The sequence below is a fragment of the Rhizobium sp. RU36D genome, assembly GCF_900176345.1.
GTDB lineage: Bacteria > Pseudomonadota > Alphaproteobacteria > Rhizobiales > Rhizobiaceae > Allorhizobium.
On record NZ_FWXU01000022.1, the window covers coordinates 88,187 to 110,817 of the forward strand.

The following is a 22,631-nucleotide window of genomic DNA, read 5'->3' on the forward strand; positions in this document are numbered from 1 at the left end:
TGTTCTTCGTGATGGTGTCCGGCTCAGCTCATGGACTGGCGCTGCAAGCTAACGAACAGCAACAGACCCGCACCCCGCTTGGCAACCGCTACCTCGTTCGAATGCATGGCGCCGAGGGTCACCAACGGACCGAGCAGCATGGCCGAGATCAGCGCCAGGCGAAGGCCCGAGGCAGTCGAGGCAAGGATGGAAGCGGTCATGGTTGCGTTCCTTCAGTTCAGCGGCTCAGAGCGCGACGACGCAATGGGGAGATGCCGGATGCAGGCAGGGTGCGGCCGTGCCGAAATGCACCCGCTTCGGTGACCTGTCGTTCTGTGCCACCAGGGCGGAAAGACCGAGGGCAAAGATTGCCATGGTCAGGCAGATGATCGTGAAGCGGCGCATCAGAGTATCCATTGTCCAATCCCCTAAACCCTTGGAGCAGTGCATGGTGATGTTTTGCCACAGCGCGGCTGAACCGATGCTGAGACCATGGTTCATCTCGCGTTCAGCTTGTGCCGCACTCGCGTCGGGTTGATTGGGACTGAATTGCAGAGAGGATCCGCTTGGCGTGGGTGGTCGCCTGGGATAGAAAAAGCGGAGCGGGCACCGTCTCGTTGATCGAAACACTGGAAGCTCCCTCGGCGCGGCACCGTCCGTCGCGAGGCGCGCTGTTCAGCAAGCAGGAATCAATCAATGGATGAGACAAATAACGGTGCCATCCGCTATGGACGGATCGCCGCGATGTTGCCGGTGAAAGACATGGCAAGGGCCGTAGCCTTCTATGTCGGTGTGCTGGGCTTCGAGAAGGTCTTTGAAAACGGCAATCCGGTAGGCTTCATTATCCTGAAACGCGACAATGCCGAACTGCATCTGACGCTCCAACCCATGCACAAGGCGGCAGACTTCAATGTCGCCCATATGATGGTCGAGAATATCGATGGCGTCCACGCGCTCATTCAAAGCGAAGGTCTGCGCATCATCAAGCGACTTCAGAATAAGGATTATGGCCTGAGGGCCTTTGTCTTTGAAGACCCTGACGGCAATCGCATCGATGTCGGTGAGCCCATTTGATCCAGGGTCAAGCTATGGAACGGCGGATGAACACCGCCGTTCCGGCACTGACGGGCTGAAACGTACGATCAGGATCAGAGACGCGTCCAGGTCTGTGTCTTGCACAGAACCGACAGCACGCAGCCCTTCATCTTCAGCGAATTGCCGGAGACGCTGCCGGAGCCGGACAATCTTGCTTGTCAAGCAATCCAGCAAAGGGAAGCCTCAACCGCACGCTATGGCGGCATCGTGGATGCCAGGACTGTCATTTACGACGAAACGAAGCGCTTCTGCTCTTGCTTGATAAGCTCCGGTGGATAGCAGCCTTTGGCCCAGCCGTAGCTAAATGCGAGCCCAGTGAACTTGCCCATGAACTCGTTGACGGACCATTGCAGTAAAGCGCCTCGCCAAAACATGCCTGCATGTTTCTCGCAACCGAATCGAACGCATCGGAGTTTGACGGCGCCAGAGCTTGCACAGGAAAAGCCAAATGTTTGGAGCTTGTTGGCGAGGACAGCCGGGTCGCCCCTCGCTTCGAGCACCAAAGAGTCTAGCAATCGCTCAAATTCTTGAGTCGAACGGGGGAGTTGGTCGCTGGCGCTTACGCCGGCCGCTGAGGCAGTACAACATGCACCGACAACGTACAGTATGAGTGGCAACCGATGGACACGATATTTGCTCAAGAAGCGCTCCCACGTCTCGGCTGCAGCTTCAGCCTTATGAACATACATCGGTAAATGTCGCAGCGAAATGATCAGACGAAGGCCGCATCGGTAGGAAATACGCACACGGATAATGGAACGGCGGACGAAAATCCGCCGTTCCGGCACTCAGGGGCTGAGATGCACGATCAGGTTCAGAGACGGGTCCAGGTTTGCGATTTGCAAAGGACCGCCAGCACGCAGCCCTTCATCTTGAGCGAATTGCCCGAGACGCTGCCGGAGCCGGAATAGGTCTTGTCGGCTTCCGGGTCGGTGATGGTGCCCTTGTAGTCGCTGCCGGAGCCGGACATCTTGCCGATCTGCTTGCCGGAGTGCTTGCCGCTCTTCAGCGTCACGCAGAAACCGCCGCCGCAGGGGGCGATCTGCGCGGTGGCGCCGCTTGCCGTCTTCCAGTTGCCTTCGATGGGTTCGGCCGCCTGGGCCGTAAATGCGCCAAGCGCGAGAACGCAGCCGAATATCAATGCACGCATCAGTCTTTCCTCCCGAAAGTGTTGTCGTCGTGCCGTGGCCCCTCCCAGGGCGCCGGTAACCGTGGATATCAGGCGAACCGCTACGCCGACATCAGGTCCTTAATGAATAGCTTACGCGCACGTAAAGGTAAAGCCGTCTCTCAGGCATCCAGGAGGAGAAAAATCGGCTTTTGAGATGGCTTCTGGCTGGATCGTAATTCTTGCAAGTCGAAACGTGGTTACGGAAGTGTTTCTGCCAAAAAATGAAGAAAGCGTAAAATTGCGACAAAAGTCCTTAATTTGCAAGGGATGTAGTGCTTAACGAAATACCACCTTTACGAAGCGTTTGTACTTTGTTTTCAGCAAATTAATCATGCATTTTAAGCGGCCATTGAAAGCCGTTTGGCATAGTGGGTTCATCAAAGAGCGGAACACAAACCGCCAGATCGGAAGGCCACCAAGACCGCAGAAGACGGCAGGGACCGACCGGCCCACAAAGGGCAAGACGAACAGGGACCATGCAACACAGGCTAACAGGGACAAGACCAATGGCACGCTTTGAAATGCACAATTCCGAAATGGCCACGACTGGTGGCGAAACTCGAGCCGACGTATTCTGCGATATGGGGCTGATGTATGCGACCGGCCGCGGCTGCGACGTCGATCTCGTTTCCGCCCACAAGTGGCTCAACATCGCCGCCATCAAGGGCTGCGACCGCGCTGCTGAACTGCGCGCTGATCTCGCCTCCACGATGAGCAAGTCCGACCTCGCCGCCGCACTGCGTGCCGCCCGCGAATGGATGACCATGCACTGATTTTCAGCCCCGGCATCCCGGGGCAATCAAGACAAAAAGATAACCTGAGAGGGGAAAGTGGCGGGGGGGACCTTTGGACGGGGCCTTTAGCCAACACATGAGAACCGCGACCGGCAGGAACAAGGCCGGCGCGGTTCTTTTTATTGTGCGCGTGGTCAGGCCTTGATCGAGGCCAGCACCTTCGGCAGCGCCTCTGCCAGAAGATCCATATCCTTGTCGATGCCGGCACTGATGCGGATGCAGCGGTTGAGCGGTGCCACGCCCGGCATGCGGATAAATACCCCATGGTCCATCAGGCCGTCGACGACAGCCCGGGCGTAGACGGCGTCGCGCCCGCAATCGATCGCCACGAAATTCGTGGCTGATGGCAGCGGGTTGAGGCCATTCGCCCTGGCAATCCCGGCGATCCGCTCCCGCGACGCGGCAATCTTCGTCAGCACTTCTGCCAGATAGTCCTGGTCCGCAAGCGCCGCGAGTGCCGCTTCGGTCGACAGGCGCACCATGCCGAAATGATTGCGGATCTTGTCGAAGCCCACCACCGTTTCCGGCGTGCCGATGGCATAACCGATGCGCGCGCCGGCCAGGCCATAGGCCTTCGAGAAGGTGCGCATGCGCAAGATGTTGGGCTGGTCGATCAGGGCAGACATGGCGGGAACGGAGCCGGCAGGCGCGGTTTCGCTATAGGCCTCGTCGAGGATCATCAGGCAGGACTCGGGCAGAGCGCGCGCAAAGGCGATGATGCTGTCGGCATCCCACCAGCTTCCCATCGGATTATCGGGATTGGCAAAGTAGACCAGCGGCGCGTCTTCCCGCTTCACCGCTTCCAGCAGCCCGTTGAGATCTTCCTGGTCCCCGGCATAGGGCACGGTCACCAGCCGTCCGCCGAAGCCGTTCACATGGAAATTGAAGGTGGGATAACCGCCAAAGGAGGTCACGACCGGCATGCCGGGCTCGATCACCATCCGCACCACGAGGCCGAGAAGGTCGTCAACGCCTTCGCCAATGGCAATGTTGGAGGCCTGGATACCGAGATGGGCCGCAAGAGCCGTCTTCAGCGCATGGTTTTCCGGATCGTTGTATTTCCAGATCTCGCCGGCCTTGTCGCGGATCGCCTGCAGCACCGAGGGGGCAGGCCCGAACCCGCTTTCATTGGCGCCGATGCGCGCCTTCACGGAGGTGTTGCGGTTGCGTTCGATGGCCTCCGGACCGACAAAGGGAACGGTGGAGGGTAGGGCGCTGATCAGCGGCGTGAAGCGCGAAAAGGCTGGCATTGCGGCATGTATCCCGGCTGTGTTGCAAAACGCGCTCACAATAGGATGAAAATGCCGTCGCGCAAGGGCGTCAGGCGCCCGCCCAGAAGGCTGGCTCGACCTTAAGTCCACCACTGCCTGGTGCCGGCTTGAGGGGACCATCGCTCATCACGAAATCCGTACGGACGATGCGTCGCAACAAGGCTTCGGTGATCGGCATGATGAACTTCACCCCGACGCGATTGCCGTTGCGGTAGGCCTCGGCGCAGCCGATGCGATCGGCCAGACCGAAGATCTGCAGATAATAATGCTGGGAAAGGCCGATCGTCGTGGAGACCTCGATACCCGCGCCGCCCTGGGAAATGTCGAGAACCTGACAACTGCGCAGCGTAATGCCGGTCAGACCGGGTTTCACCGCCATCAAGCGTGCAGGACGCCGAACGTTGAAGCGCTCCCATTGCCGTTCGTACATTTCGGATTTCACGCGTGCGAGATGTGTGGCGGCTTCCATCGCATTCCCCCGGTCAGGCCCGATCATCGGACTGAGGACCACGCTGCCGGAAATCTCTTCCGCTTCGGTCAACCGAAACGTTAAAACTTTATGCACGCCACCAATTCCTTAAAAATCAGCTTCTAAATTTCCTGTCGCTGTAAGAGCGAGCGCTCAGGCCCTCGCATCGCGACAGGGCAAGGAAATTCGGTTCAGCCATGGAGGTGATGAGAATTCCGGACGGTCCTTGGTAGTCGCCAGCTAGGGTCCAAAGGCGCTGCTGCGCAACGCGGGCAGAGGTGGCAATCTCGCCTTGAACGACGCGGAGATCCTGGCTCAGACCAAACTGTCCGCCGCCTGATATGAGCCGTCAGTGGCCGAGTTCGAAGGACAGCCTCACCACATGATGCAGGAATTCCGCATCCAGCAGCATGTTGAAGCCGACGGTGACGCGTTCCGCTTCGCGACGGATCAGGGTGCAGCCAATCTCGTCATGGATGCCCAGGATCTCCAGGTAAAAATTCTTGGGCATGGGCTGGTGCGGGCTGACTTCGAGTTCGGCGCCATAAAGGGAGATCTTGCGGATGACGCAGCGAAGCGTGTTCTTCGTGCTGAGATGATGGCCCACGAAGATGATCTTGCCGGGCCGATCGACCTTGTACTTTTCATAGACCTGATCCTGCGGGATCCGGTTTCGTGGGTCTAAGTTCATCTGCAAGGGCATTGCACCCTCCCTAGATCTGTTTTTTAGGATCTCACTTTAGCGCATCTGCTTATACAGGCCATAAAAGAAACCGCTAAAATGCGCTGCAATTGTTCCAACCTGTCGCACGGGCCTGTCCCATTGTCGGCCGCCCCTTCGGGCCTTGACAGCGGTCTGTCCCATCTCCATATCTCGCCTCGGTTGAGGCGCCAGCCGCCCGCGGGATCATTCCCAAGGTGAAGTCCTCCCTAGTCATTTATCGCCCGTTTCAGCGCATGCGGAATGGGGCAATGCGGGCCCCCTTGTTCGAATTCGCATGCCCTTGAGAAAGAGGCACGCCATGACCATGGCCACACTGACTGTTGACGAACTGAAATCCCAGGCAAAACGCCTGCGCGACGCATTGGGCGCCGCGGGAACACCCCTGACCCATAGCGCCGCGCTGGAAATGGTGGCCAAGAGCCACGGCGCGCGCGACTGGAACACAATCGCCGCCAAGGCGGCCCGCAGCGACAATGCGGAACTGCCTCCCATCGCCGTGGGCGCGGTCGTGACCGGCCGTTATCTCGGACAGCCCTTTATCGGCACGGTGCTGGCGCTGTCGCGGCTTTCCGACAGCAGCTACTACCGCATCACCATGCATTTTGATGAAGCGGTTGATGTCGTCACCTTCGACAGCTTCTCGGCCTTCCGCAAGCGGGTGACCGGGACGATCGACGGCAAGGGTGTCTCGCCGCAGCGGACCTCCAACGGCAAGCCGCAGATTGAACTTGATCTGTAGTGCCGCGGCGTCCGGGGACGAGACATGTATCGACAGAGGGGCCGGGGCCAAATGCCTCGGCCTCTTTTGTTCTGTGGCCCGCGACCTGTTGTCTGCCTTGACGCTCGCTATATGCCGGACTACGCCATGGTCCTGCCATAGAATCCGCGTGCTGTGGCGTCAGTTGATTCAGGTGTTTTCAGCAGGAGTATTCAGGTGACAGGCAGGCTGGTGATCATCGGCGCGGGGCAGGCGGGTTTTGCGCTGGCCGCCAAGCTGCGCGCTCTGAAAGATATGAGGGCGATCACGATCCTCGGCTCCGAGGATGTGCTGCCCTACCAGCGTCCGCCGCTGTCCAAGAAGTATCTGCTGGGAGAGATGAGCTTCGACCGCCTGCTATTTCGCCCGGACAATTGGTTCGCCGACAACGGCGTCGATATCAGGCTGTCGAACTGGGTCGAGGAGATCGACAGGAAAGCCGGCCATGTCCGCACCCAGGATGGTGTGACCCATGGCTATGATACCCTGGCCATCGCGACCGGTTCCACGCCCCGCAGGCTGCCGGCCGCTCTCGGCGGCGATCTGGGTGGCGTCTATGTGGTGCGCGACAAGCGCGATGCCGATCGTCTGGCCGAGGAGATGCAACCCGGTCGCCGGCTGCTGATCATCGGCGGCGGCTATATCGGGCTTGAGGCGGCGGCCGTCGCACGGCATCTCGGCCTTGAGGTCACCCTCATCGAGATGGCCGACCGGATCCTGCAGCGCGTCGCGGCCAAGGAAACCTCCGACGCCATCAGAGCCATCCACCAATCCCTCGGCGTGGATATCCGCGAGAAGACGGGCCTCAAGCAATTGATCGGCAAGGATGGCCGTGTCGTGGCCGCCGAACTCGCCGATGGCACAACCCTGGACGTCGATCTTGTCATCGTCGGCATTGGCGTAACCGCGAATGACGCGCTGGCCGAGGCAGCCGGCATCAAGACCGGCAATGGTATTGTCGTCGACCAGTTCGTGCGCACCAGCGATCCGCAGGTCTTTGCCATGGGCGATTGCACGCAACTGCCGTTCAAAGGCCAGCAGGTCAGGCTCGAATCCGTTCAGAACGCGGTCGACCAGGCGGAGGCCGCTGCCGCTGTGATGGCCGGCGGCAACGAACCCTATGAGCCGAAGCCCTGGTTCTGGTCGGACCAATATGACGTGAAGCTACAGATTGCTGGCTTCAATCTCGGCTATGACGAGACGCTGGTGCGTCCCGGTCAGCGGGAAGGGGCGATGTCGGTCTGGTATTTCCGCGCGGATGAGATGATCGCGGTCGATGCCCTCAACGACGCCAAGGCTTATGTGACCGGCAAGAAGCTTTTGGAACTGGGCCGCAGCCCGGACAAGTCGGTGCTTGCCGACCCTGCCGCCGACCTCAAGCAGTTTCTGGCATAGGCGGAGCGACTTCCGCCATCCGCTCCAGCACTGGCACGCACATTTCAAGGTCATGGGACGCCAGATGTGCATAGCGCATTGTCATGGACAGCGTCTGGTGGCCTAGCCACATCTGCACGCGTCGGATGTCGATGCCCCCCTGAACGAGCCGTGACGCGCAGGTATGGCGCAGCACGTGCGGAACCACGTCCTTGTCTGCCCCAAGACCGACCTGCTCCTTCACCATGTTCCAGGCGGCACGGTACTTGTATTCGGTGATATCGGCAAAGGGCCCGGACAGCCGGCGATCGCCGCCGAACACGGCTTCCGAGGCGCGCTTGGTGAGCGGCACGGACCGGCTCCGTCCCGACTTCGTCACCCAGAAGGTTGCGCGACGGCTGTTGACGTCGTTCCAGCGCAGTCCCAGTGCTTCGTTCAGGCGCGCGCCCGTATCCACGAGGAAGACCGAGAGCCGATAATAGGCCGGTGACATGGCCTTGAGATCGGAAAAGATCAATTCCTCTTCGTTCGGCTCCAGGAAACGAATGCGTCCTGCCTTTTCCTTCTGTCGCTTAAATTCAGGCAGGCTGACCAGATCGCCCATCTTTTGTGCCTTCCGCAGCAGTTTGCGCAACGCAGCGATCTTACGATTGATCGTGGCATTGCTGTTACCGCGCTTGCGCAACTTGCCGACGAGGTCGTCGAGCATTTCTTCGCTGAAGGCCGAGAAGTCAGGTTCAGGGAGCAGCTCGTGCAATTCCCCGATGAAGTTCGTGACGTTGTATTTGTGACTGCCGGGCATCCAGAGGATGTCGCCATAGCGCTCGAAGAGCTGACGGAGCGACGTTCTTTTCACCAACCCGATCGGGCCGGACAGCGAGTACTGGTAGTTCACATCATAGCCAACCGGCGACCGTGAAGCCTTGCCCAAAGCGCTCGAAAGGACCTGAGAAACCTGAATACTCACAACTAATTCCCCTGCATGCAGGGCGCACGGATATCCGCTCGCCTGATAGGCAGAGAACATAGACGTCATTCCGTGATAAAATCAAGAATCAAATTCGAGTTTACTCAATTTAATTCTAGGTTGTATTTGTGAAAACAAAGTATCGTTGCCGTGAACCTCTGTAATTACTCAGTATTAGTTATCCTAATCCAAGTAATACGTGGTGTCAACGATAAAAAACGGATCCGTATCCGAAATAAATGTTTAGAAACGAAAAAGTTTCTAAATGCAACGCAGCATGCAAATGGGCGCCGCAGCGAGGAGTCGTCTTGCCGTCTGTCGAAGCTTGCGGCCCGGTTCCTGATGGAGCCGGGCCGCTGTCCCGATTTGGAACACCCTAGATCTTAGAAATCGCGCTGAAGGCGGAAGAAGCCAGACCAGGTCTCGGGCGTGTTGTCGGCGTCGAGGTACTGGACGCTGACCTTGCTCGTCAGGCCGGCGGTGATGGCGTAATCGACCGTCAGACCAGCCTTCCAGGCTTCGGCATCGCCGATAAAGTCGCCATTGGCGGCGACAGCGCCATAGTTCCACCAGTACTGCGCACCGGGGGTCAGCTTCAGCTTTTCAGTGACTGCGATTGCGTATTCACCGGCGAGCGTCCATTCAGACACGTCATAGTAGGCATTGGCGCCGGAGGAGTAGATCGCGGCGAGGCCGAGCGTGCCTGGGCCAAGCTGCGCGGTCGCGATCGCGCGAACCGCACCGTTTTCAGCTGCGATGTCGTAACCGCCGAGGACAGCAATGGTCGCGGGACCGAAGGTTGCCGAAACCTGGGCTTCGATACCGACATTGTCGTTGCCGGAATAGGCGGTCGGACGGTAAGCGGCACCGTTGGCCAGGCGCCAGTCGGTGTAGAACTTGGTCAGTTCATCGACGAATACGCCGACCTTGAAGGCGTCAGCCGAATACTCGTAGCCGATCATGTTGACGCGGTTGGAGCCGATGTCGTCTGTTTCGCCCGAGAGGTCGTTGTCCCAGTAGTTGTAGCCGTAGCCGGCCTTCAGGCCGCCGATCGTCAGATAGGCTTCGTCCAGTTCAACAGCGCCGGCTGCCGAATCGTTTTCTCCCCAGCCGCGAACCGCGATGGTGGAGCCCAGCGTGCCGAGTTCGGTATCCGTACGGGCGTCGAAGGTGATCTTGCCGCGGGTGCGGGCGTTCCAGTCGAAATCCTCGCCGGCACGATTGACGCTGTCCCAGTCAACCTGGAAGCGGACATAGCCACCGATCTTGAGGCAGGTCTCGCTGCCCGGAATGTAGAAATAGCCAGGACCGAAAGCGTCGCAGACGCGAACATATTCCATGGGCTCGGGTTCTGCGGCGACGATTGCGTCGGCCGCTTGTGCGCTTGTCGCTGCCAGCAGGGCTGCAGCGGAAGAAAGCAGGAGGCGATTGATGTTCATCTTGGTTTTCCCCAGTGACGTTGCACTTTGGTCAATGCCGTAAAGGTGCTGTGCGGCCCGGAGTGATCCGGACCGCACATTGGCGTAAGCTTGGAATTAGAAGCTGCGCTGCAGGCGGAAGTAGCCCGACCAGGTTTCCGGCGAACGGTCGACGTCCTTATACTGAACGCTGACCTTGGCGTTCAGGCCGGTTACGAGGAGGTAATCCAGGGTAACGCCGGCCTTCCAGGCGTTCAGGTCGCCAACGAAGTCGCCGCGGCTGTTGAGCGAGATCGTGTCCCAGTACTGGAAGCCAGGGGTGATCGACAGCTTGTCGGTGATCTTCGCAGCATATTCTGCAGCGATGGTCCACTCGGCCTGATCGTAGTAGGCGTTGCGGCCGCTGGAGTAGATGCCGGCGACGCCGAGCTTGCCCGGGCCGATGTCGGCGGTCAGGATAGCGCGGACAGCACCGTCTTCTTCAGCGATGTCATAGCCGCCGAGCAGGGCTGCCGTGATCGGGCCGAAGCTGCCAGAAAGCTGAGCTTCGATGCCGAGGTTGTCGTTGCCTGCGTAAGGAGCCGTCAGGCCGCCCGACTGGGTCTTGGTCAGTTCGTCGAGGTAGGCGCCGAACTTGAAGGCGTTGGCCGAATACTCGTAACCGATCGTGTTCAGGCGGTTCGAGCCGAGTTCGTCGGTTTCGCCAGACAGGCCGGCATCCCAGTAGTTATAGGCGTAACCAGCCTTGAAGCCGCCGAGGGTCAGGTAGGCTTCGTCGATTTCCAGCGAGCTGGCAGCCGAGTCGCTTTCTGCCCAGGTGCGCACAACGATCTTGGAGCCCAGCGTGCCGAGTTCCGTATCGCTCTTGGCGTCGAAGGATACCAGGCCGCGGGTGCGGGCGTTCCAGTCGAAGTCATCGCCGGCACGCTCTACGCTCGACCAGTCAACCTGGAAACGAACATAACCGCCGATCTTGAGGCATGTTTCGGTGCCGGGGATATAGAAGTAGCCGGTGCCGAAAGCGTCGCAAACGCGAACGTATTCCATGGGCTCGGGCTCAGCGGCGACGATTGCGTCGGCAGCCTGTGCGCCAGAAACAGCAGCGAGGGCTGCTGCGGAGCCAATGAGAAGGCTCTTGATGTTCATATTGACCTCCAGTCAAGTTTCATAAGGGTCTGGGTTTTTTGGCTGAAGGACAGCATTCCCTGCCCCATCCCCGTCGGTTGTAGAAGACGGACGATCCACCGCCTCGCTTCCGAGATTGAAAATACAAAACGCCGTCCGTCATGCAATCACCAAACCATAGAAAGGAATGAATCCGTTCACCCTTCCCCGAAGCCTGTTGCTCAAACGCCACAAGTCGCCGACCCGCAGTGGGCATTTTCTTTACCTCCCATTAAGAAAGTCCTTTTTTATGCGACACTTACGCCAGACGACGCAGAGCCTAGCACCCCACTGATATGCCTCACAAAGCCCGATTCGACGGGGTTTTCCGGCACAGATCCGGCCTTCCTCGGGCACGGACTTTATAAAACGGAAGTGTTCCTTTTCGGGACGCATGACGAACTGGAGAGGCTGGGGATGAGAATCGCGCGGCGGAGCGATGCGAATCGTCGGCTGGGAATCGCAGGTACGTACGACAGATATAATTTTGCCGTGTGGCCAGGACGACGGGCGTGAGGATCATGGATGACACCTATATATTGGATCATCCTCGTGGGATTTTTGGGATCCTTGCGAAAAATCCTTGCATTCCACATTTCAAGGACATAATCAGGCCGCACCGGAGAGGTGGCCGAGTGGTCGAAGGCGCTCCCCTGCTAAGGGAGTATACGTCAAAAGCGTATCGAGGGTTCGAATCCCTTCCTCTCCGCCATTACCCAGCGCTTTCTAGCGGCGGCTCTCCCAAAACAATCATCAGAAAATCAGCTTGATGTGATCGGCTATCGATCGCGACCGTGCGTCGGCGCAATCGGGGCGTGGGTCACAACCCGAGTCGTGAATCAAGGCCCGGTCGGTAGGTCACGATATTCCGTGCAGGGCCCAGGCGTCTCGTCGCCCCCGCCCACCAGCCACGCCGCGATCGCTTTCGGACAAGCGCTCCTCGCACCAGGCTGCGTCGGACGCCGCGAACTGATGCCAATCAAGATACTGAAAATACTATCATTTTTCGCCGAAAATAGAGGCTTCTTGAGTTCTAACTTGACTGGAGGTCAATATGAACATCAAGAGCCTTCTCATCGGCTCCGCAGCAGCTCTCGCTGCTGTTTCCGGCGCACAGGCTGCCGACGCAATCGTCGCCGCTGAGCCCGAGCCCATGGAATACGTTCGCGTTTGCGACGCTTTCGGCGCTGGCTACTTCTACATCCCCGGCTCGGAAACCTGCCTGAAGATCAACGGCTACGTTCGTTTCCAGGTTGATTTCGGTCGTTCTTCGCGCGGCGTTCAGGGCGGCGTATACAATGCCGGTGCAAACACCGCGAACTCTTCGCTGACGGCTGCTGCTGCTGCAACGCAGCGCGACGAGTGGGACCTGTGGACCCGCGGCAACATCCAGTTCACCGCCAAGACCGACACCGAGCTCGGCGCTCTGACGTCCTACATCGAAATCCAGGGCTCGCAGTCGGTTGACGACACGGCAAGCGGCGACAACACCTTCGGTGTTAACCAGGCTTACCTGCAGCTCGGCGGCCTGAAGGCTGGTTGGTTCAACACGTACTGGGATGCTGGTCTGGCCGGCGAAACCGACGACCTCGCTTCCGTCGCGAAGAACGCTTCGATCGGTTACGAGTACACCGCTGACGCCTTCAAGGTTGGCGTATTCCTCGACGAAATCGAGCACTCGATGACCCGCGGCACCCGCGGCTATCGTAACGGCTACCACAACGTCGGTATCGAAGCTCAGGCTTCCGCTACCCTCGGCGCAGTATCCATCGCCCTGCTCGGTGGTTATGACGTAGAAGTTGAAGATGGTGCGATCCGCGCTATCGCAACGGCTGCTATCGGCCCGGGCACGCTGAACGTCGGTGGTTACTACTCGACCGGCATCAACGCTTACGGCAACGAGTTCGAATGGGCTCTGTCTGCTTCGTACGCTCTGAAGGCAACCGACAAGCTGACCATCACCCCCGGCTACCAGTACTCCTGGAACGCAGCTAACGCCAACAAGACCGCATTCACCGGTACTGACGACTGGAAGGCTGGCGTACTGTTCGACTACCAGGTCGTTACCGGCCTGAACGCTCTCGTAAACGTTCAGTACCAGGACTCGGCTGATGGCGTAAACGGCTGGTTCCGCCTGCAGCGCTCGTTCTAAGTCTAGCGTCTAGCTAGCCTGGAATACGGGGTCCTGTGGTGAATGTCTGCAGGACCCCTTCTTTTAATGTGTGTGTTAGTTCCACCGTTTAGACACCTTTGGAGGTCATAATGAACATCAAGAGCCTTCTTCTTGGTTCAGCAGCAGCTCTCGCTGCTGTTTCCGGCGCACAGGCCGCCGACGCAATCGTCGCCGCCGAGCCGGAGCCCATGGAATACGTTCGCGTTTGCGACGCATTCGGCGCTGGCTATTTCTACATCCCCGGCAGCGAAACCTGCCTGAAGATCGGTGGCTATGTCCGTTTCCAGGTTGAATTTGGCGAAGAAATCAACGGCGTCGGAATTTACCAGCCGGGTGCTCCGCTTCAGAACGATGCTTGGGACCTGCAGACTCAGGCTTACCTGACGGCAACTGCCAAGACTGACACTGAACTCGGTGCATTGACGTCTGTCATCGGCCTGGAAGGTGACATTTCCTACGACGATACCAACGCTTTTTACGTTGACGAAGCCTATCTCTCTCTCGGTGGTCTGAAGGCTGGTGTATTTTATTCGTATTGGGATGCAGGCATTGCCGGTGAGTCGGACGATCTGAAGTCTCAGGACCGCTTCACTTCGATCGGTTACGAATACACGTCTGACGCATTCACCGTTGGCGTATTCCTCGATGAAATCGAGCATTCGATGACCCGAGGCATTCTTGGTTATCGCAACGGTTATCACAACGTCGGTATCGAATCGCAGGTGTCTGCGTCCCTCGGCGGTGTAACGCTGGCTCTGCTTGGCGGTTATGACGTCGAAGCTGAAGATGGTACCATTCGTGCTATCGCCACCGCTGCTATCGGCCCGGGCACGCTTAACCTCGGTGGTTATTATGCCACTGGTGTTAACGTATACGGTAAGGAAGCTGAGTGGTCTGTGGCTGCTTCGTACTCGGTCAAGGCGACTGACAAGCTCACCATTATCCCGGGCTATGCCTATGGCGGCAACCTGCTCAACGCTGCTGGTACCGGCTTCGGCAACACTGATGCATGGCGCGCCGGCGTTTTGTTTGAATATCAGGTCGTCAGCGGCCTGACCGCCAAGCTCAACGTTCAGTACACCGACTCGATCGTTGACGAATCTGTTGGTGGCTGGTTCCGTCTGCAGCGCGATTTCTAATCGCTCGCACACACACTTCTACGCAAAGCCCGGCCATGTGCCGGGCTTTGTCGTTTCAGCCGTATGAAGAACCGGTCTGATTTGGCGGCAAAGCGCGGTGCCGCGGCGTTTCAAGTCAGAGGGGCGTCACTCGGCCTGCTACTTGAGAGAAGGCCTGTTATCGCTCGTGTCTATGGCAACCGGTGGAGAAACATCTCGATTGCGCCATCCAGGCCACCAACATGCAGCAGCGGGGCATGGCCCTGGCCCTTTGCAACAAGACCTTGAAGGTCGGGGTGGCGTGCGCTCATTTCGGCCACAGTCTCTTCAGACAGCAATTTTGAGTTCTCGCCCCGGATCACGAGCACCGGAACGTCTCGCAGTGTTTCGAACTGCGGCCAGAGGTCAGGCACGTCGCCGGTCAGATCCATGGTCTTGAAGGGTTCGGCAATGGCGGGATCGAAATCGGCGATAATTGCGCCGTTATCCTCGCGATAGAGGGCGTCCGCCATTTCTTGCCAATCCTCTTCCTGCAGGATGTGAAAGGCCGTGGCATGCACCGCTGCCAGCCGCCGCGCGGCGTCCTGCCAGTTTTGCGGAAGATCGGACGCGGAGAGATATGCCTTGATATGCCGAAGCCCTTCAACCCCGAGTACAGGACCGATATCGTTGAGGACCACGCTCTTGAGCAATTCAGGTTTCATCTGACCGAGCAGATGCAAAGTGAGGCCGCCGCGCGAGGTGCCGATGAAATGCGCAGGCTCCGCACCAAACCGTGCGCAGGCTGCAATCACGTCGCCGGCTTCCACGATAAGGTTATAGTGTGACGGGTCCGGATCACGCTCCGACCGTCCGCGCCCTCGATAATCCAGGCATATCACGCGCCGCGGCGGGGTTGCCTGCTGCGACAGCATCAGAGCCAGGCGATGAAAGTCGCGGGAATTGCGCGTCAGCCCTGGAAGGCAGACGACCGGAACGCCTGGGTTCGTGTCCCCGTAGATGCGGGCATAGAGCGTCAGACCATCAGGCGCCTGATAGAAGTGCTCGGTGAAGCCGCGTTCGCTAAAGTCTGCCATGGTCTGCCTCCGGGATCACCTGCTATCTGCAGCATGAAGCGGCCGCATGGCAAGCCTATGCGGGACCACGCCGTGCTAAGTTCCGGATCGCGCGACGCAGGTTTCTTCGAACCCAATACATTCAACGTCCGAAGCGCAGGTCGTTCTCGATATCGGGCTTGCCCCCCAGCCGCGCCTTGTAGATCTGGTAGTTTTCCATCACGCGCTGGACGTAATTGCGCGTCTCGGGAAACGGAATGCGCTCGATCCAGTCGACCACCTCATCAATGGGCTTTCCCTGTGGATTGCCGTATCTGGCAATCCATTCCGGCACCCGCTTCGGCCCGGCATTATAGGCGATGAACGTCATGATGTAGGAGCCGCCGAAGCTATCGATCTGCTCCCCGAGATAGTGCGCGCCCAGCGTGGCATTATAGCCTGCATCGGTCGTCAGCTTCTCCGGATAGAAGGCAAGGCCATGCCGCCCGGCCACGCCCTTTGCGGTGGTTGGGAGGATCTGCAGCAGTCCTTTGGCATTGGCAGGTGAGACTGCCGCGGGATTGAAGGAGCTTTCCTGCCGCGCGATCGCATAGGCAAGGGCCTTGCCGGAACCGGCAATGTCGGCGCTGGCCGGAATGACGCCGATCGGGAAGGCAAGGGCCGGCACATCCACGCCGCGCCCATAGGCCGTCTTGCCGATCTGGAGCGACAATTCATGATCCCCGCTACGCTCGGCTCGAGCCGCAAGCAAGGCGAGTTCGCCGGGACTGTCGAGATCCTGCGCAAGGGCACGGAAAAGAGACGCGGCCCGCCAGCCATGCCCGGAGGCTTCGTATCGGGCGATGGCCTGGACCGCCTCGCGCGTAGCAAAGCGCCTGCGATCCTCGGCCGTCGGGCTAGGATAAGCGATCTCCCGGGGCGGTTGCTTCAGCCGTGCCGATGCCAATTGACCATAGAAGGTGCTGGGATGCGCCGCCGCCTTGGCAAAGAAACTCGTTGCATCAGGCGATTTTGCGACTTCGGCCGCGCGTCCCAACCAGTAATTGGCCCGCGACACGGACAGCGGTCGCTGTGATACGGAGAGAATGCGGTTGAAGTGCACAGATGCGGTCTTGGGGTCTTTCAGCGCCCGCAGCGCATACCATCCCGCGTGAAATTCCGCGTCGACGATGTCGGTCGGGTCGTTCGCGACATGTCGTGACACGATGGCATAGGCGCCCTTGAAGTCGCCGCGATCGGCCAGCCCCCGCGCGATGATTCGCTGCTCGTTCCACCACTCCGTCGTATCGCTCAGCTTGGAGGGCTCGCGCGGCATCTGCGCCAGCAGTTTCGCCGCTTCCGCATACTTCTCCTGGCGGCGGAGATTTTCGATGCGGATATACAGCAAAGCCGGATCGCTGGCCCAGCGGGCATCGACCTTCCGGATCTGGGCGTCAGCCGTGGAGGAGCGGTTGATGACCGCACTCCAGGCATTGAACAAAGATTGTGCCTCGCCAAGGGTCGAAAACCGCTTTGCCTGGCTCACCCGCCCGCGATAGAGCAGATAGTCCATGCGCGCCTTGTGGTCGGCCACTGTCAGCAGCGACCCGAAATCCGCGAGCATCTTGTCTTCGATCGACTTGTCGAGCGGCTCGTTGCGCCAGAAGGCATTCAGCACCTTGCGCGCGTCTTCCGGATTGCCTTCGGACACCAGCGCACGCGCGAGAGCCATGGCGCCTTGCGGCGTCTCAGGCGTGTCCGCGCCAAGTGCCTTGATCAGGTCGCGGGCCGGCGGGTTTTCCCGCGCAAGCGCGCGCTCGTAATTCGCCCGGAATGCCTTCGTCCCCGGCCAGGTCTGCAACTGCCTCTGCGCTGAGGCAATCTCGCCGGAGGGAATGCTGGAGAGGCCCGACATGGCAATAGACCACGTCAGGATGTGCCGGTCCAGTCCATCGGCCATGCGGTTGCGGACTGCCAGGGCCGCAGCACCGTCCTTGTTGGAGATCGCGTCGAGACCAAGCTTCAGTTCGGTGTTGGCGGCGGGAAGCCGGCCCATGCGCGGTATTGCGGCCGTGTGCCCTGTGTTGGGAAACGCCGTTGCCTTCGGATTTTCGGGCCTGGCAAAGGGCAGGGCAAGCTCTGCCCGGGTTTGTTGCGCCAGCGCGAGCGTCAGCCCCGCCATGCCGATGCCCAGTGCTGCAGCAAGCAATACCGACCGGTTCATCCTCATCCCCGACTAGACCCTAGATCCTTACATTTGGAACTGTTTATATGAACGAAAGCTTACCATTACCCTGCAATTTCGCTCTTTTACGATCCGGAAATCTGCCGTAAAAGCAGCGCCTGCGCGCTTGTCGCGGGAGAGCAGGCGCTCTAAGCTGCGCAGGTTCGTAACCGAGGAATGCGGCCGAAGCATGAAAGCCGGCCGTGAGGAGTCTATTGCATGTTCCAGGGATCCATTCCCGCACTCGTCACGCCCTTCACAGACACGGGTGCTGTCGACGAGGCCGCCTTTGCCGCTCACGTGGAATGGCAGATCACCGAGGGTAGCACCGGTCTCGTGCCGGTCGGTACCACGGGTGAATCGCCGACGCTTTCCCATGCTGAGCACAAACGCGTGGTGGAACTGTGCATCGAAGTGGCCGCCAAGCGGGTACCGGTGATCGCCGGTGCGGGCTCCAACAACACCCGCGAAGCGATCGAGCTTGCCCAGCATGCCGAGAGGGCCGGCGCGGATGCCCTGCTCGTCGTCACGCCTTACTACAACAAGCCGACGCAGAAGGGCCTGATAGCTCACTACAGCGCGATTGCCGAAGCCGTCAGCCTGCCGATCGTCATCTACAACATCCCGCCGCGCTCGGTGATCGATATGAGCCCGGAGACGATGGGTGCGCTGGTCAAGGCGCACAAGAACATCATCGGCGTCAAGGATGCGACCGGCAAGCTCGAGCGCGTATCCGAGCAGCGCATCACCTGCGGCAAGGATTTCGTGCAGCTCTCGGGCGAGGACGCGACGGCACTTGGCTTCAATGCCCATGGCGGTGTCGGCTGCATCTCGGTCACGGCCAATGCGGCCCCCAAGCTCTGTGCGGAATTCCAGGCGGCAACCCGCGCCGGCGACTATGCCAAGGCGCTCGACTATCAGGATCGCCTCATGCCGCTGCACAAGGCGATTTTCATGGAGCCTGGCCTTTGCGGCGTCAAATATGCACTGTCGAAGCTCGGCCGCATGAGCCGCACTGTGCGTCTGCCCCTGCTGCCGATGCTGGAGCCGGCGACCGAAGCCGCCATCGATGCGGCGCTGAAGCATGCCGGGCTGTTGAACTGAGGGGATGAGGCGAGGCCGGCGGAGACGCCGGCTTTGCCGGTTTGGGGGGAGCCCCTAAGGTCACTCAATGCGTATCGATGTCGATCCGCGAAAATACTTCTCCCAATGACACCGCGCCAGAAGATTTTCCAAAGCGACGCTGGTCATTGACAAGTCCGAGTCGCTGCAATCTAATTTCCGTCGCTTTCTTTGACGCTAGAAAATACTCCGACAGTTCGGAAATCATCAAGTTATAGCGTTTGTAGTTCCAATCGTTGTCGTCGACATATATGCGACCGAAACCGATATCTATCATGTCATGTCTATCGCAGGCGACGGACACGGCAATCTGAAAAATCTTATTGGGAAAAAGCAGTTCAGCCGCGAAGAGATTTGCCTGCACTTCCAGGCGCGTCAGATTGAAGGTGTCTGGCTTTTCTCTATCCATCAATAAGTCTTGCTCTACAACGGTCTCTGACCGAAGATAACTTCCATGCCCTAGACAGAAGTGGCCGATTTCATGGGCAATGGTGAAGCGTTCGCGGAACTTGTTTTGGTGAAGGTTTACTTCAATCTCGTTCCGTTCGAAATTTGCCGAGCCCAGTAGAAATTTGCCGTCTTCATCAAATACGACTTTTTTGCTGAGTTTTAGCTTTAGCTCCATCAAGTCGCAGATTTTCTCTAAATCGACAGGGCCATCCCTGTACTCAATCCCTTCCACAATATCAGTCGCAAACGCCCTAATGTCATCTAGCGACATGTGCGGTGTTGACGATCCAGAGGACGGGCGTGTCGCACCAGCCATGGATGGGCGATTAAAATACTCCAGCATTTGATCGATATTGCAGAAAAAAATCCCATCAAAGCATGCTGAGAATTTCAAGGACCTTATGTGTTGTTGATCCGCAAGAATCTGAGATCTCAGAAAGGCGCTTTCGACATCCGTGCCGCCACGGCGATCCAACACTATATCCGCGCCGGTGTCGCTAAACTTGAGAATTCCCATTGAGCGGCTCCTTGCGATCATTTCGGCTCCTGACTGCAGCCGTGATGACACAACAAGAATTCCCTTTACTGAATGGCCGAAGACACTTCTAATCTGATCTGAGAATACCCTAACTCGCTCTTCTGGAACGCCTGACTTGTAGTTCTTGCACTCGAAAACCACATAAAGATAAGGTGATTTTCTGCTTTCGCGACAGACTTCAATGACGACATCGAACTCGACGGGCTTCTTTCTGTCGGGGCAGGGGTACTTGGCCTTTTTGCGGATTTTACAAAGACTAGGCGGGTGAGCGCCATTTACCAAGTCTCCACGCTCCTGCTGCTCTGTCAAATATTCGACAAGCGCGTCCTCAAGGCTGTTGCCTTTAGCAGTGGAATGCACGCTTCCTCCTCACCAATAGCGGTTCCAGCGCGATGATCTGCCATTTTTTCCTTTTTTTCTACTTCTAATGGGCCAATCTGACAATTATTCTTGCCAAGAATGATGCGCATTCCACTCATCCGGCCTGCAAGTTTTTTCCCATGTGCTTTACGCTCAGCGGCTTCAAACGTGTGATCCGCACGTTGTGTTGGGTGCGCGTTCTTGATCGATGAGCAGCGCAAACTCACAGGGCCGCCCCCACCTTTATTTCCCCCCCATCCTCCATTACATATCTGTCATAACCGCAACGCCCGCCCGGGCGCTGGCGGTAAACGACAAAATCCCGGGCGAAACGGATTGAGATTATGGCCCCCAAAGGCAGCCAGCGCACAGTGAATAAGGTGGTCGCGGAAAACCGCAAGGCCCGGTTCAATTATGAGATCGTCGATACCTACGAGGCCGGTCTGGTTCTGACCGGCACCGAGGTAAAGTCGTTGCGCGAGGGCAAGGCCAATATCGCGGAATCCTACGCTTCGGATGAGGGCGAGGAAATCTGGCTGATCAATTCGCATCTGCCGGAATATCTGCAGGCCAACCGTTTCAACCACGAGCCGCGCCGGCGGCGCAAGCTGCTGTTGTCGAAACGGGAAATCAACCGTCTGCGCGCCTCGATCAATCGCGAGGGCATGACTCTTGTGCCGTTGAAGATCTATTTCAACGAAAAGGGCAGGGCCAAACTCGAACTCGCGCTCGCCAAGGGCAAGAAGCTCCATGACAAGCGTGAGAGCGAGAAGGAACGCGACTGGAACCGCCAGAAGTCCCGACTGCTCAAGACCGGCGGCTGATACCTTCCTGTCCTGTAATCGGATTGGGGTGCCTAGGCACCCCCGCGCGACAGCAACAGAAGAAGCACCGACGGAAACGCTTGCGATCGGCGACTGATCCTGACCTGCTCCGTCTCGCCAACCACGACGATGTCGTGGTCGAGCATGTCGATCGTCAAGCCGATATCGCGCAATTGCCGTTCGCTGAGACTATGCAGGCTATTGCGGCGACGGTGGAAGATCAGTCCACGGCAGACAGTTGCGGTCTTGCACAGCAGCGCCATCGGCGTGTTGCGCAGCGGCGTTCTCGCGGGCGAGGGGGCGAGGGCGGAGGTACTGTCTGTCGTGCGCATGAGTTGATCCTTTCCAGTGGCACGAAAAAGACTGTCCGCGTCCCCAAAGGGGCGCAGAAACAGGGCGATGGTTTGGGAGTTGACGGGTGAACCGAAACGAAACGGCGGCTCAGGGTTGCGGACGGAAGATGCCTTTGAAGGCCCGATCAGTCCAGTGAATGTTTGGAATGCAATTCATCACCGTCCCTTATGACGATTCGCGTCATTCGGCCGCCGCCCGCAAGCTGCCGTCAAACAGGTTTGCGTGACGCTTGAGCAGTGTCGCCAGGCGATCGATTACGATGCGCACTTCGCTGCGATTGCGGTCGTCGTCATGCATGGCGATCCACAGATCGACCGCCAGCGCATCTATAGGTCTGCCGATTCGCACGAGGTCGGCCTCACCATCGCCGATCACGCAGGGAAGGATCACGCGGCCTGCTCCCGCCTTGGCAAGCTCAAGCAGCGTGGGCGTCGTTGTCGTCCAGACGCTGATCCACTTGTCGGGCTGGTTGGATATCCATCGATCGGCTGAGGTGGACGCTTGTTCACGCCCAATCGACACCCAGCGTTCCTCCCGTTCCGCCGCGACCCTCTCCGTCGCATAGGCGGCAAAGGCCATGTGCACAGACTGCCGCGCAGCGAGGTTGCCCGCTTCCGGTCGCTGTCGCGTCAAGGCGATTTCCGCCTCGCGAAAGACGAGATCGACTCCTGTCTCCGTGGATTTCAGGCAGAGCCGGAATGTATCTTCCTTGCTCCAGATGTCCCCGAGATGGCGGGCCAGGAACATCGCCAGCCAGCCATCGCAGGCCAGGGAAACGATCGGCAGGCAGTATCCATTCTCGTTCCATTGGCGGATGAACGACGCCTGCGCGGCCATGGCGCGGACATGCGCCAGCAGGACCTCTCCATCCGCGGCCAGCGAATATCCCTTGCTGTGCCGGAGGAAAAGATGGTGACCAGTTGCCCGCTCCAGCGCCAGCATGCGGCGGCCGATCGTCGGCGCGCTGATGCCGGTCTTCTCCGCAGCCCCGACCAGGCCACCCTCCCGGGCCACGGCGAGGAAGAGCCGCAAGTCATCCCAGTTCTCGTCTTTCATAACTGAAACGCTCCGTTCATTCTTGCGCCTACACTCAACGATATCAGAGGCTTAAATGCTGTTGCAGGCAATTCCAGTGTGAAGGAAACGGCACTGATCCGTAAGCGGTGTCCCGGCAGCACCTTTATCAAGCACTCTTGCGCATCGAACGTGACGGGATGAGAAGTTTCATCAATCCAGGTGTAGCGCGACCCA

24 protein-coding genes, 1 tRNA gene and 1 pseudogene are annotated in these 22,631 nt (G+C 58.8%); 9 read left to right on the forward strand and 17 right to left on the reverse strand.

Annotation, left to right across the window (positions count from 1 at the left end; translation table 11 throughout):
• Positions 1-23 precede the first annotated feature (23 nt).
• The gene (locus tag B9A97_RS29875; RefSeq protein ID WP_179145361.1) at positions 24-200 is read right to left on the reverse strand and encodes a hypothetical protein; all 177 of its coding nucleotides are present in this window, start codon (positions 198-200) and stop codon (positions 24-26) included.
• Between the two features lie 25 nt (positions 201-225).
• Positions 226-396: a hypothetical protein gene (locus B9A97_RS29880; RefSeq protein WP_179145362.1), complete on the reverse strand. Its 171-nt coding sequence runs from the start codon at positions 394-396 to the stop codon at positions 226-228.
• Between the two features lie 279 nt (positions 397-675).
• Here B9A97_RS29880 and B9A97_RS22355 point away from each other — a divergent pair, with 279 nt between their 5' ends.
• Complete coding sequence (locus tag B9A97_RS22355; protein ID WP_084368035.1) at positions 676-1,053, forward strand: glyoxalase superfamily protein; 378 nt, start codon at positions 676-678, stop codon at positions 1,051-1,053.
• A gap of 74 nt (positions 1,054-1,127) precedes the next feature.
• Here the strand turns inward: B9A97_RS22355 and B9A97_RS22360 are convergent.
• Positions 1,128-1,220 (reverse strand): annotated as a pseudogene (locus B9A97_RS22360) (DUF2147 domain-containing protein); the annotation flags it as partial.
• 668 nt (positions 1,221-1,888) lie between these two features.
• Positions 1,889-2,224: a DUF2147 domain-containing protein gene (locus B9A97_RS22370; RefSeq protein WP_143530659.1), complete on the reverse strand. Its 336-nt coding sequence runs from the start codon at positions 2,222-2,224 to the stop codon at positions 1,889-1,891.
• 527 nt (positions 2,225-2,751) lie between these two features.
• Between B9A97_RS22370 and B9A97_RS22375 the strand changes: the two genes are divergently transcribed.
• Positions 2,752-3,018, forward strand: coding sequence for an SEL1-like repeat protein (locus tag B9A97_RS22375; protein WP_084368038.1), 267 nt, complete (start codon positions 2,752-2,754; stop codon positions 3,016-3,018).
• 155 nt (positions 3,019-3,173) lie between these two features.
• Here B9A97_RS22375 and B9A97_RS22380 read toward each other — a convergent pair whose 3' ends face one another.
• The 3 genes from B9A97_RS22380 to B9A97_RS22390 form a co-directional block, all read right to left on the reverse strand.
• On the reverse strand, positions 3,174-4,289 hold the full coding sequence (locus B9A97_RS22380) for a pyridoxal phosphate-dependent aminotransferase (protein WP_084368039.1): 1,116 nt from the start codon (positions 4,287-4,289) through the stop codon (positions 3,174-3,176).
• A gap of 70 nt (positions 4,290-4,359) precedes the next feature.
• The gene (locus B9A97_RS22385) at positions 4,360-4,779 is read right to left on the reverse strand and encodes a PilZ domain-containing protein (protein ID WP_084368065.1); all 420 of its coding nucleotides are present in this window, start codon (positions 4,777-4,779) and stop codon (positions 4,360-4,362) included.
• Positions 4,780-5,128: 349 nt separating this feature from the next.
• A complete protein-coding gene (locus tag B9A97_RS22390; RefSeq protein ID WP_143530660.1) occupies positions 5,129-5,482 on the reverse strand; it encodes a hypothetical protein in 354 nt (117 codons plus the stop codon).
• 319 nt (positions 5,483-5,801) lie between these two features.
• Here B9A97_RS22390 and B9A97_RS22395 point away from each other — a divergent pair, with 319 nt between their 5' ends.
• Positions 5,802-6,242, forward strand: a complete 441-nt coding sequence (locus B9A97_RS22395) for a glyoxalase superfamily protein (RefSeq protein ID WP_084368040.1) — start codon at positions 5,802-5,804, stop codon at positions 6,240-6,242.
• Positions 6,243-6,437: 195 nt separating this feature from the next.
• Positions 6,438-7,655 (forward strand): NAD(P)/FAD-dependent oxidoreductase, encoded by a 1,218-nt coding sequence (locus tag B9A97_RS22400; RefSeq protein ID WP_084368041.1) that lies wholly within the window; start codon positions 6,438-6,440, stop codon positions 7,653-7,655.
• Here B9A97_RS22400 and B9A97_RS22405 read toward each other — a convergent pair.
• The 3 genes from B9A97_RS22405 to B9A97_RS22415 all read right to left on the reverse strand — a co-directional run bounded on the left by B9A97_RS22405 (position 7,636) and on the right by B9A97_RS22415 (position 11,165).
• On the reverse strand, positions 7,636-8,595 hold the full coding sequence (locus tag B9A97_RS22405; protein WP_244564320.1) for a tyrosine-type recombinase/integrase: 960 nt from the start codon (positions 8,593-8,595) through the stop codon (positions 7,636-7,638). The two genes, B9A97_RS22400 and B9A97_RS22405, sit on opposite strands and share 20 nt — an antisense overlap.
• A gap of 389 nt (positions 8,596-8,984) precedes the next feature.
• The gene (locus tag B9A97_RS22410) at positions 8,985-10,040 is read right to left on the reverse strand and encodes a porin (protein ID WP_084368043.1); all 1,056 of its coding nucleotides are present in this window, start codon (positions 10,038-10,040) and stop codon (positions 8,985-8,987) included.
• A gap of 96 nt (positions 10,041-10,136) precedes the next feature.
• A complete protein-coding gene (locus B9A97_RS22415) occupies positions 10,137-11,165 on the reverse strand; it encodes a porin (protein WP_084368044.1) in 1,029 nt (342 codons plus the stop codon).
• Between the two features lie 639 nt (positions 11,166-11,804).
• On the opposite strand from B9A97_RS22415, the gene B9A97_RS22420 reads away from it, so the two are divergent.
• From B9A97_RS22420 to B9A97_RS22430, 3 genes are all read left to right on the forward strand, one after another.
• Positions 11,805-11,895 (forward strand) — tRNA-Ser (locus B9A97_RS22420).
• A 342-nt stretch (positions 11,896-12,237) separates the two neighbouring features.
• Entirely contained in the window at positions 12,238-13,335 is a 1,098-nt protein-coding gene (locus B9A97_RS22425; RefSeq protein ID WP_084368045.1) for a porin, read from the forward strand.
• A gap of 110 nt (positions 13,336-13,445) precedes the next feature.
• Positions 13,446-14,495, forward strand: a complete 1,050-nt coding sequence (locus tag B9A97_RS22430; protein WP_084368046.1) for a porin — start codon at positions 13,446-13,448, stop codon at positions 14,493-14,495.
• A gap of 170 nt (positions 14,496-14,665) precedes the next feature.
• Here B9A97_RS22430 and B9A97_RS22435 read toward each other — a convergent pair whose 3' ends face one another.
• Together B9A97_RS22435 and B9A97_RS22440 are read right to left on the reverse strand one after the other, a co-directional pair.
• The gene (locus B9A97_RS22435) at positions 14,666-15,550 is read right to left on the reverse strand and encodes an alpha/beta fold hydrolase (RefSeq protein ID WP_084368047.1); all 885 of its coding nucleotides are present in this window, start codon (positions 15,548-15,550) and stop codon (positions 14,666-14,668) included.
• Between the two features lie 121 nt (positions 15,551-15,671).
• A complete protein-coding gene (locus tag B9A97_RS22440; RefSeq protein WP_084368048.1) occupies positions 15,672-17,732 on the reverse strand; it encodes a lytic transglycosylase domain-containing protein in 2,061 nt (686 codons plus the stop codon).
• A 219-nt stretch (positions 17,733-17,951) separates the two neighbouring features.
• On the opposite strand from B9A97_RS22440, the gene dapA reads away from it, so the two are divergent.
• Positions 17,952-18,836 carry a 4-hydroxy-tetrahydrodipicolinate synthase gene (gene dapA, locus B9A97_RS22445; RefSeq protein WP_084368049.1) on the forward strand — a complete coding sequence of 295 codons (885 nt, stop codon included), beginning with the start codon at positions 17,952-17,954 and terminating at the stop codon, positions 18,834-18,836.
• Positions 18,837-18,900: 64 nt separating this feature from the next.
• On the opposite strand, the gene B9A97_RS22450 is transcribed toward dapA, so the two are convergent.
• Positions 18,901-20,202 (reverse strand): ImmA/IrrE family metallo-endopeptidase, encoded by a 1,302-nt coding sequence (locus tag B9A97_RS22450; RefSeq protein ID WP_084368050.1) that lies wholly within the window; start codon positions 20,200-20,202, stop codon positions 18,901-18,903.
• Positions 20,148-20,429 carry a hypothetical protein gene (locus B9A97_RS29885; RefSeq protein ID WP_179145363.1) on the reverse strand — a complete coding sequence of 94 codons (282 nt, stop codon included), beginning with the start codon at positions 20,427-20,429 and terminating at the stop codon, positions 20,148-20,150. The genes B9A97_RS22450 and B9A97_RS29885 overlap by 55 nt, the downstream gene beginning before the upstream one ends.
• Before the next feature lie 117 nt (positions 20,430-20,546).
• Here B9A97_RS29885 and smpB point away from each other — a divergent pair, with 117 nt between their 5' ends.
• On the forward strand, positions 20,547-21,026 hold the full coding sequence (smpB, locus tag B9A97_RS22455; protein ID WP_084368051.1) for an SsrA-binding protein SmpB: 480 nt from the start codon (positions 20,547-20,549) through the stop codon (positions 21,024-21,026).
• 32 nt (positions 21,027-21,058) lie between these two features.
• On the opposite strand, the gene B9A97_RS22460 is transcribed toward smpB, so the two are convergent.
• From B9A97_RS22460 to B9A97_RS30035, 3 genes are all read right to left on the reverse strand, one after another.
• Entirely contained in the window at positions 21,059-21,358 is a 300-nt protein-coding gene (locus B9A97_RS22460) for a YjiS-like domain-containing protein (RefSeq protein ID WP_084368052.1), read from the reverse strand.
• A gap of 202 nt (positions 21,359-21,560) precedes the next feature.
• Positions 21,561-22,436 carry a LysR family transcriptional regulator gene (locus tag B9A97_RS22465; protein WP_084368053.1) on the reverse strand — a complete coding sequence of 292 codons (876 nt, stop codon included), beginning with the start codon at positions 22,434-22,436 and terminating at the stop codon, positions 21,561-21,563.
• Positions 22,433-22,631, reverse strand: a 199-nt coding sequence (locus B9A97_RS30035; RefSeq protein ID WP_210189721.1) for a hypothetical protein, incomplete at its 5' end; no start/stop codon positions are given. The genes B9A97_RS30035 and B9A97_RS22465, both read right to left, overlap by 4 nt.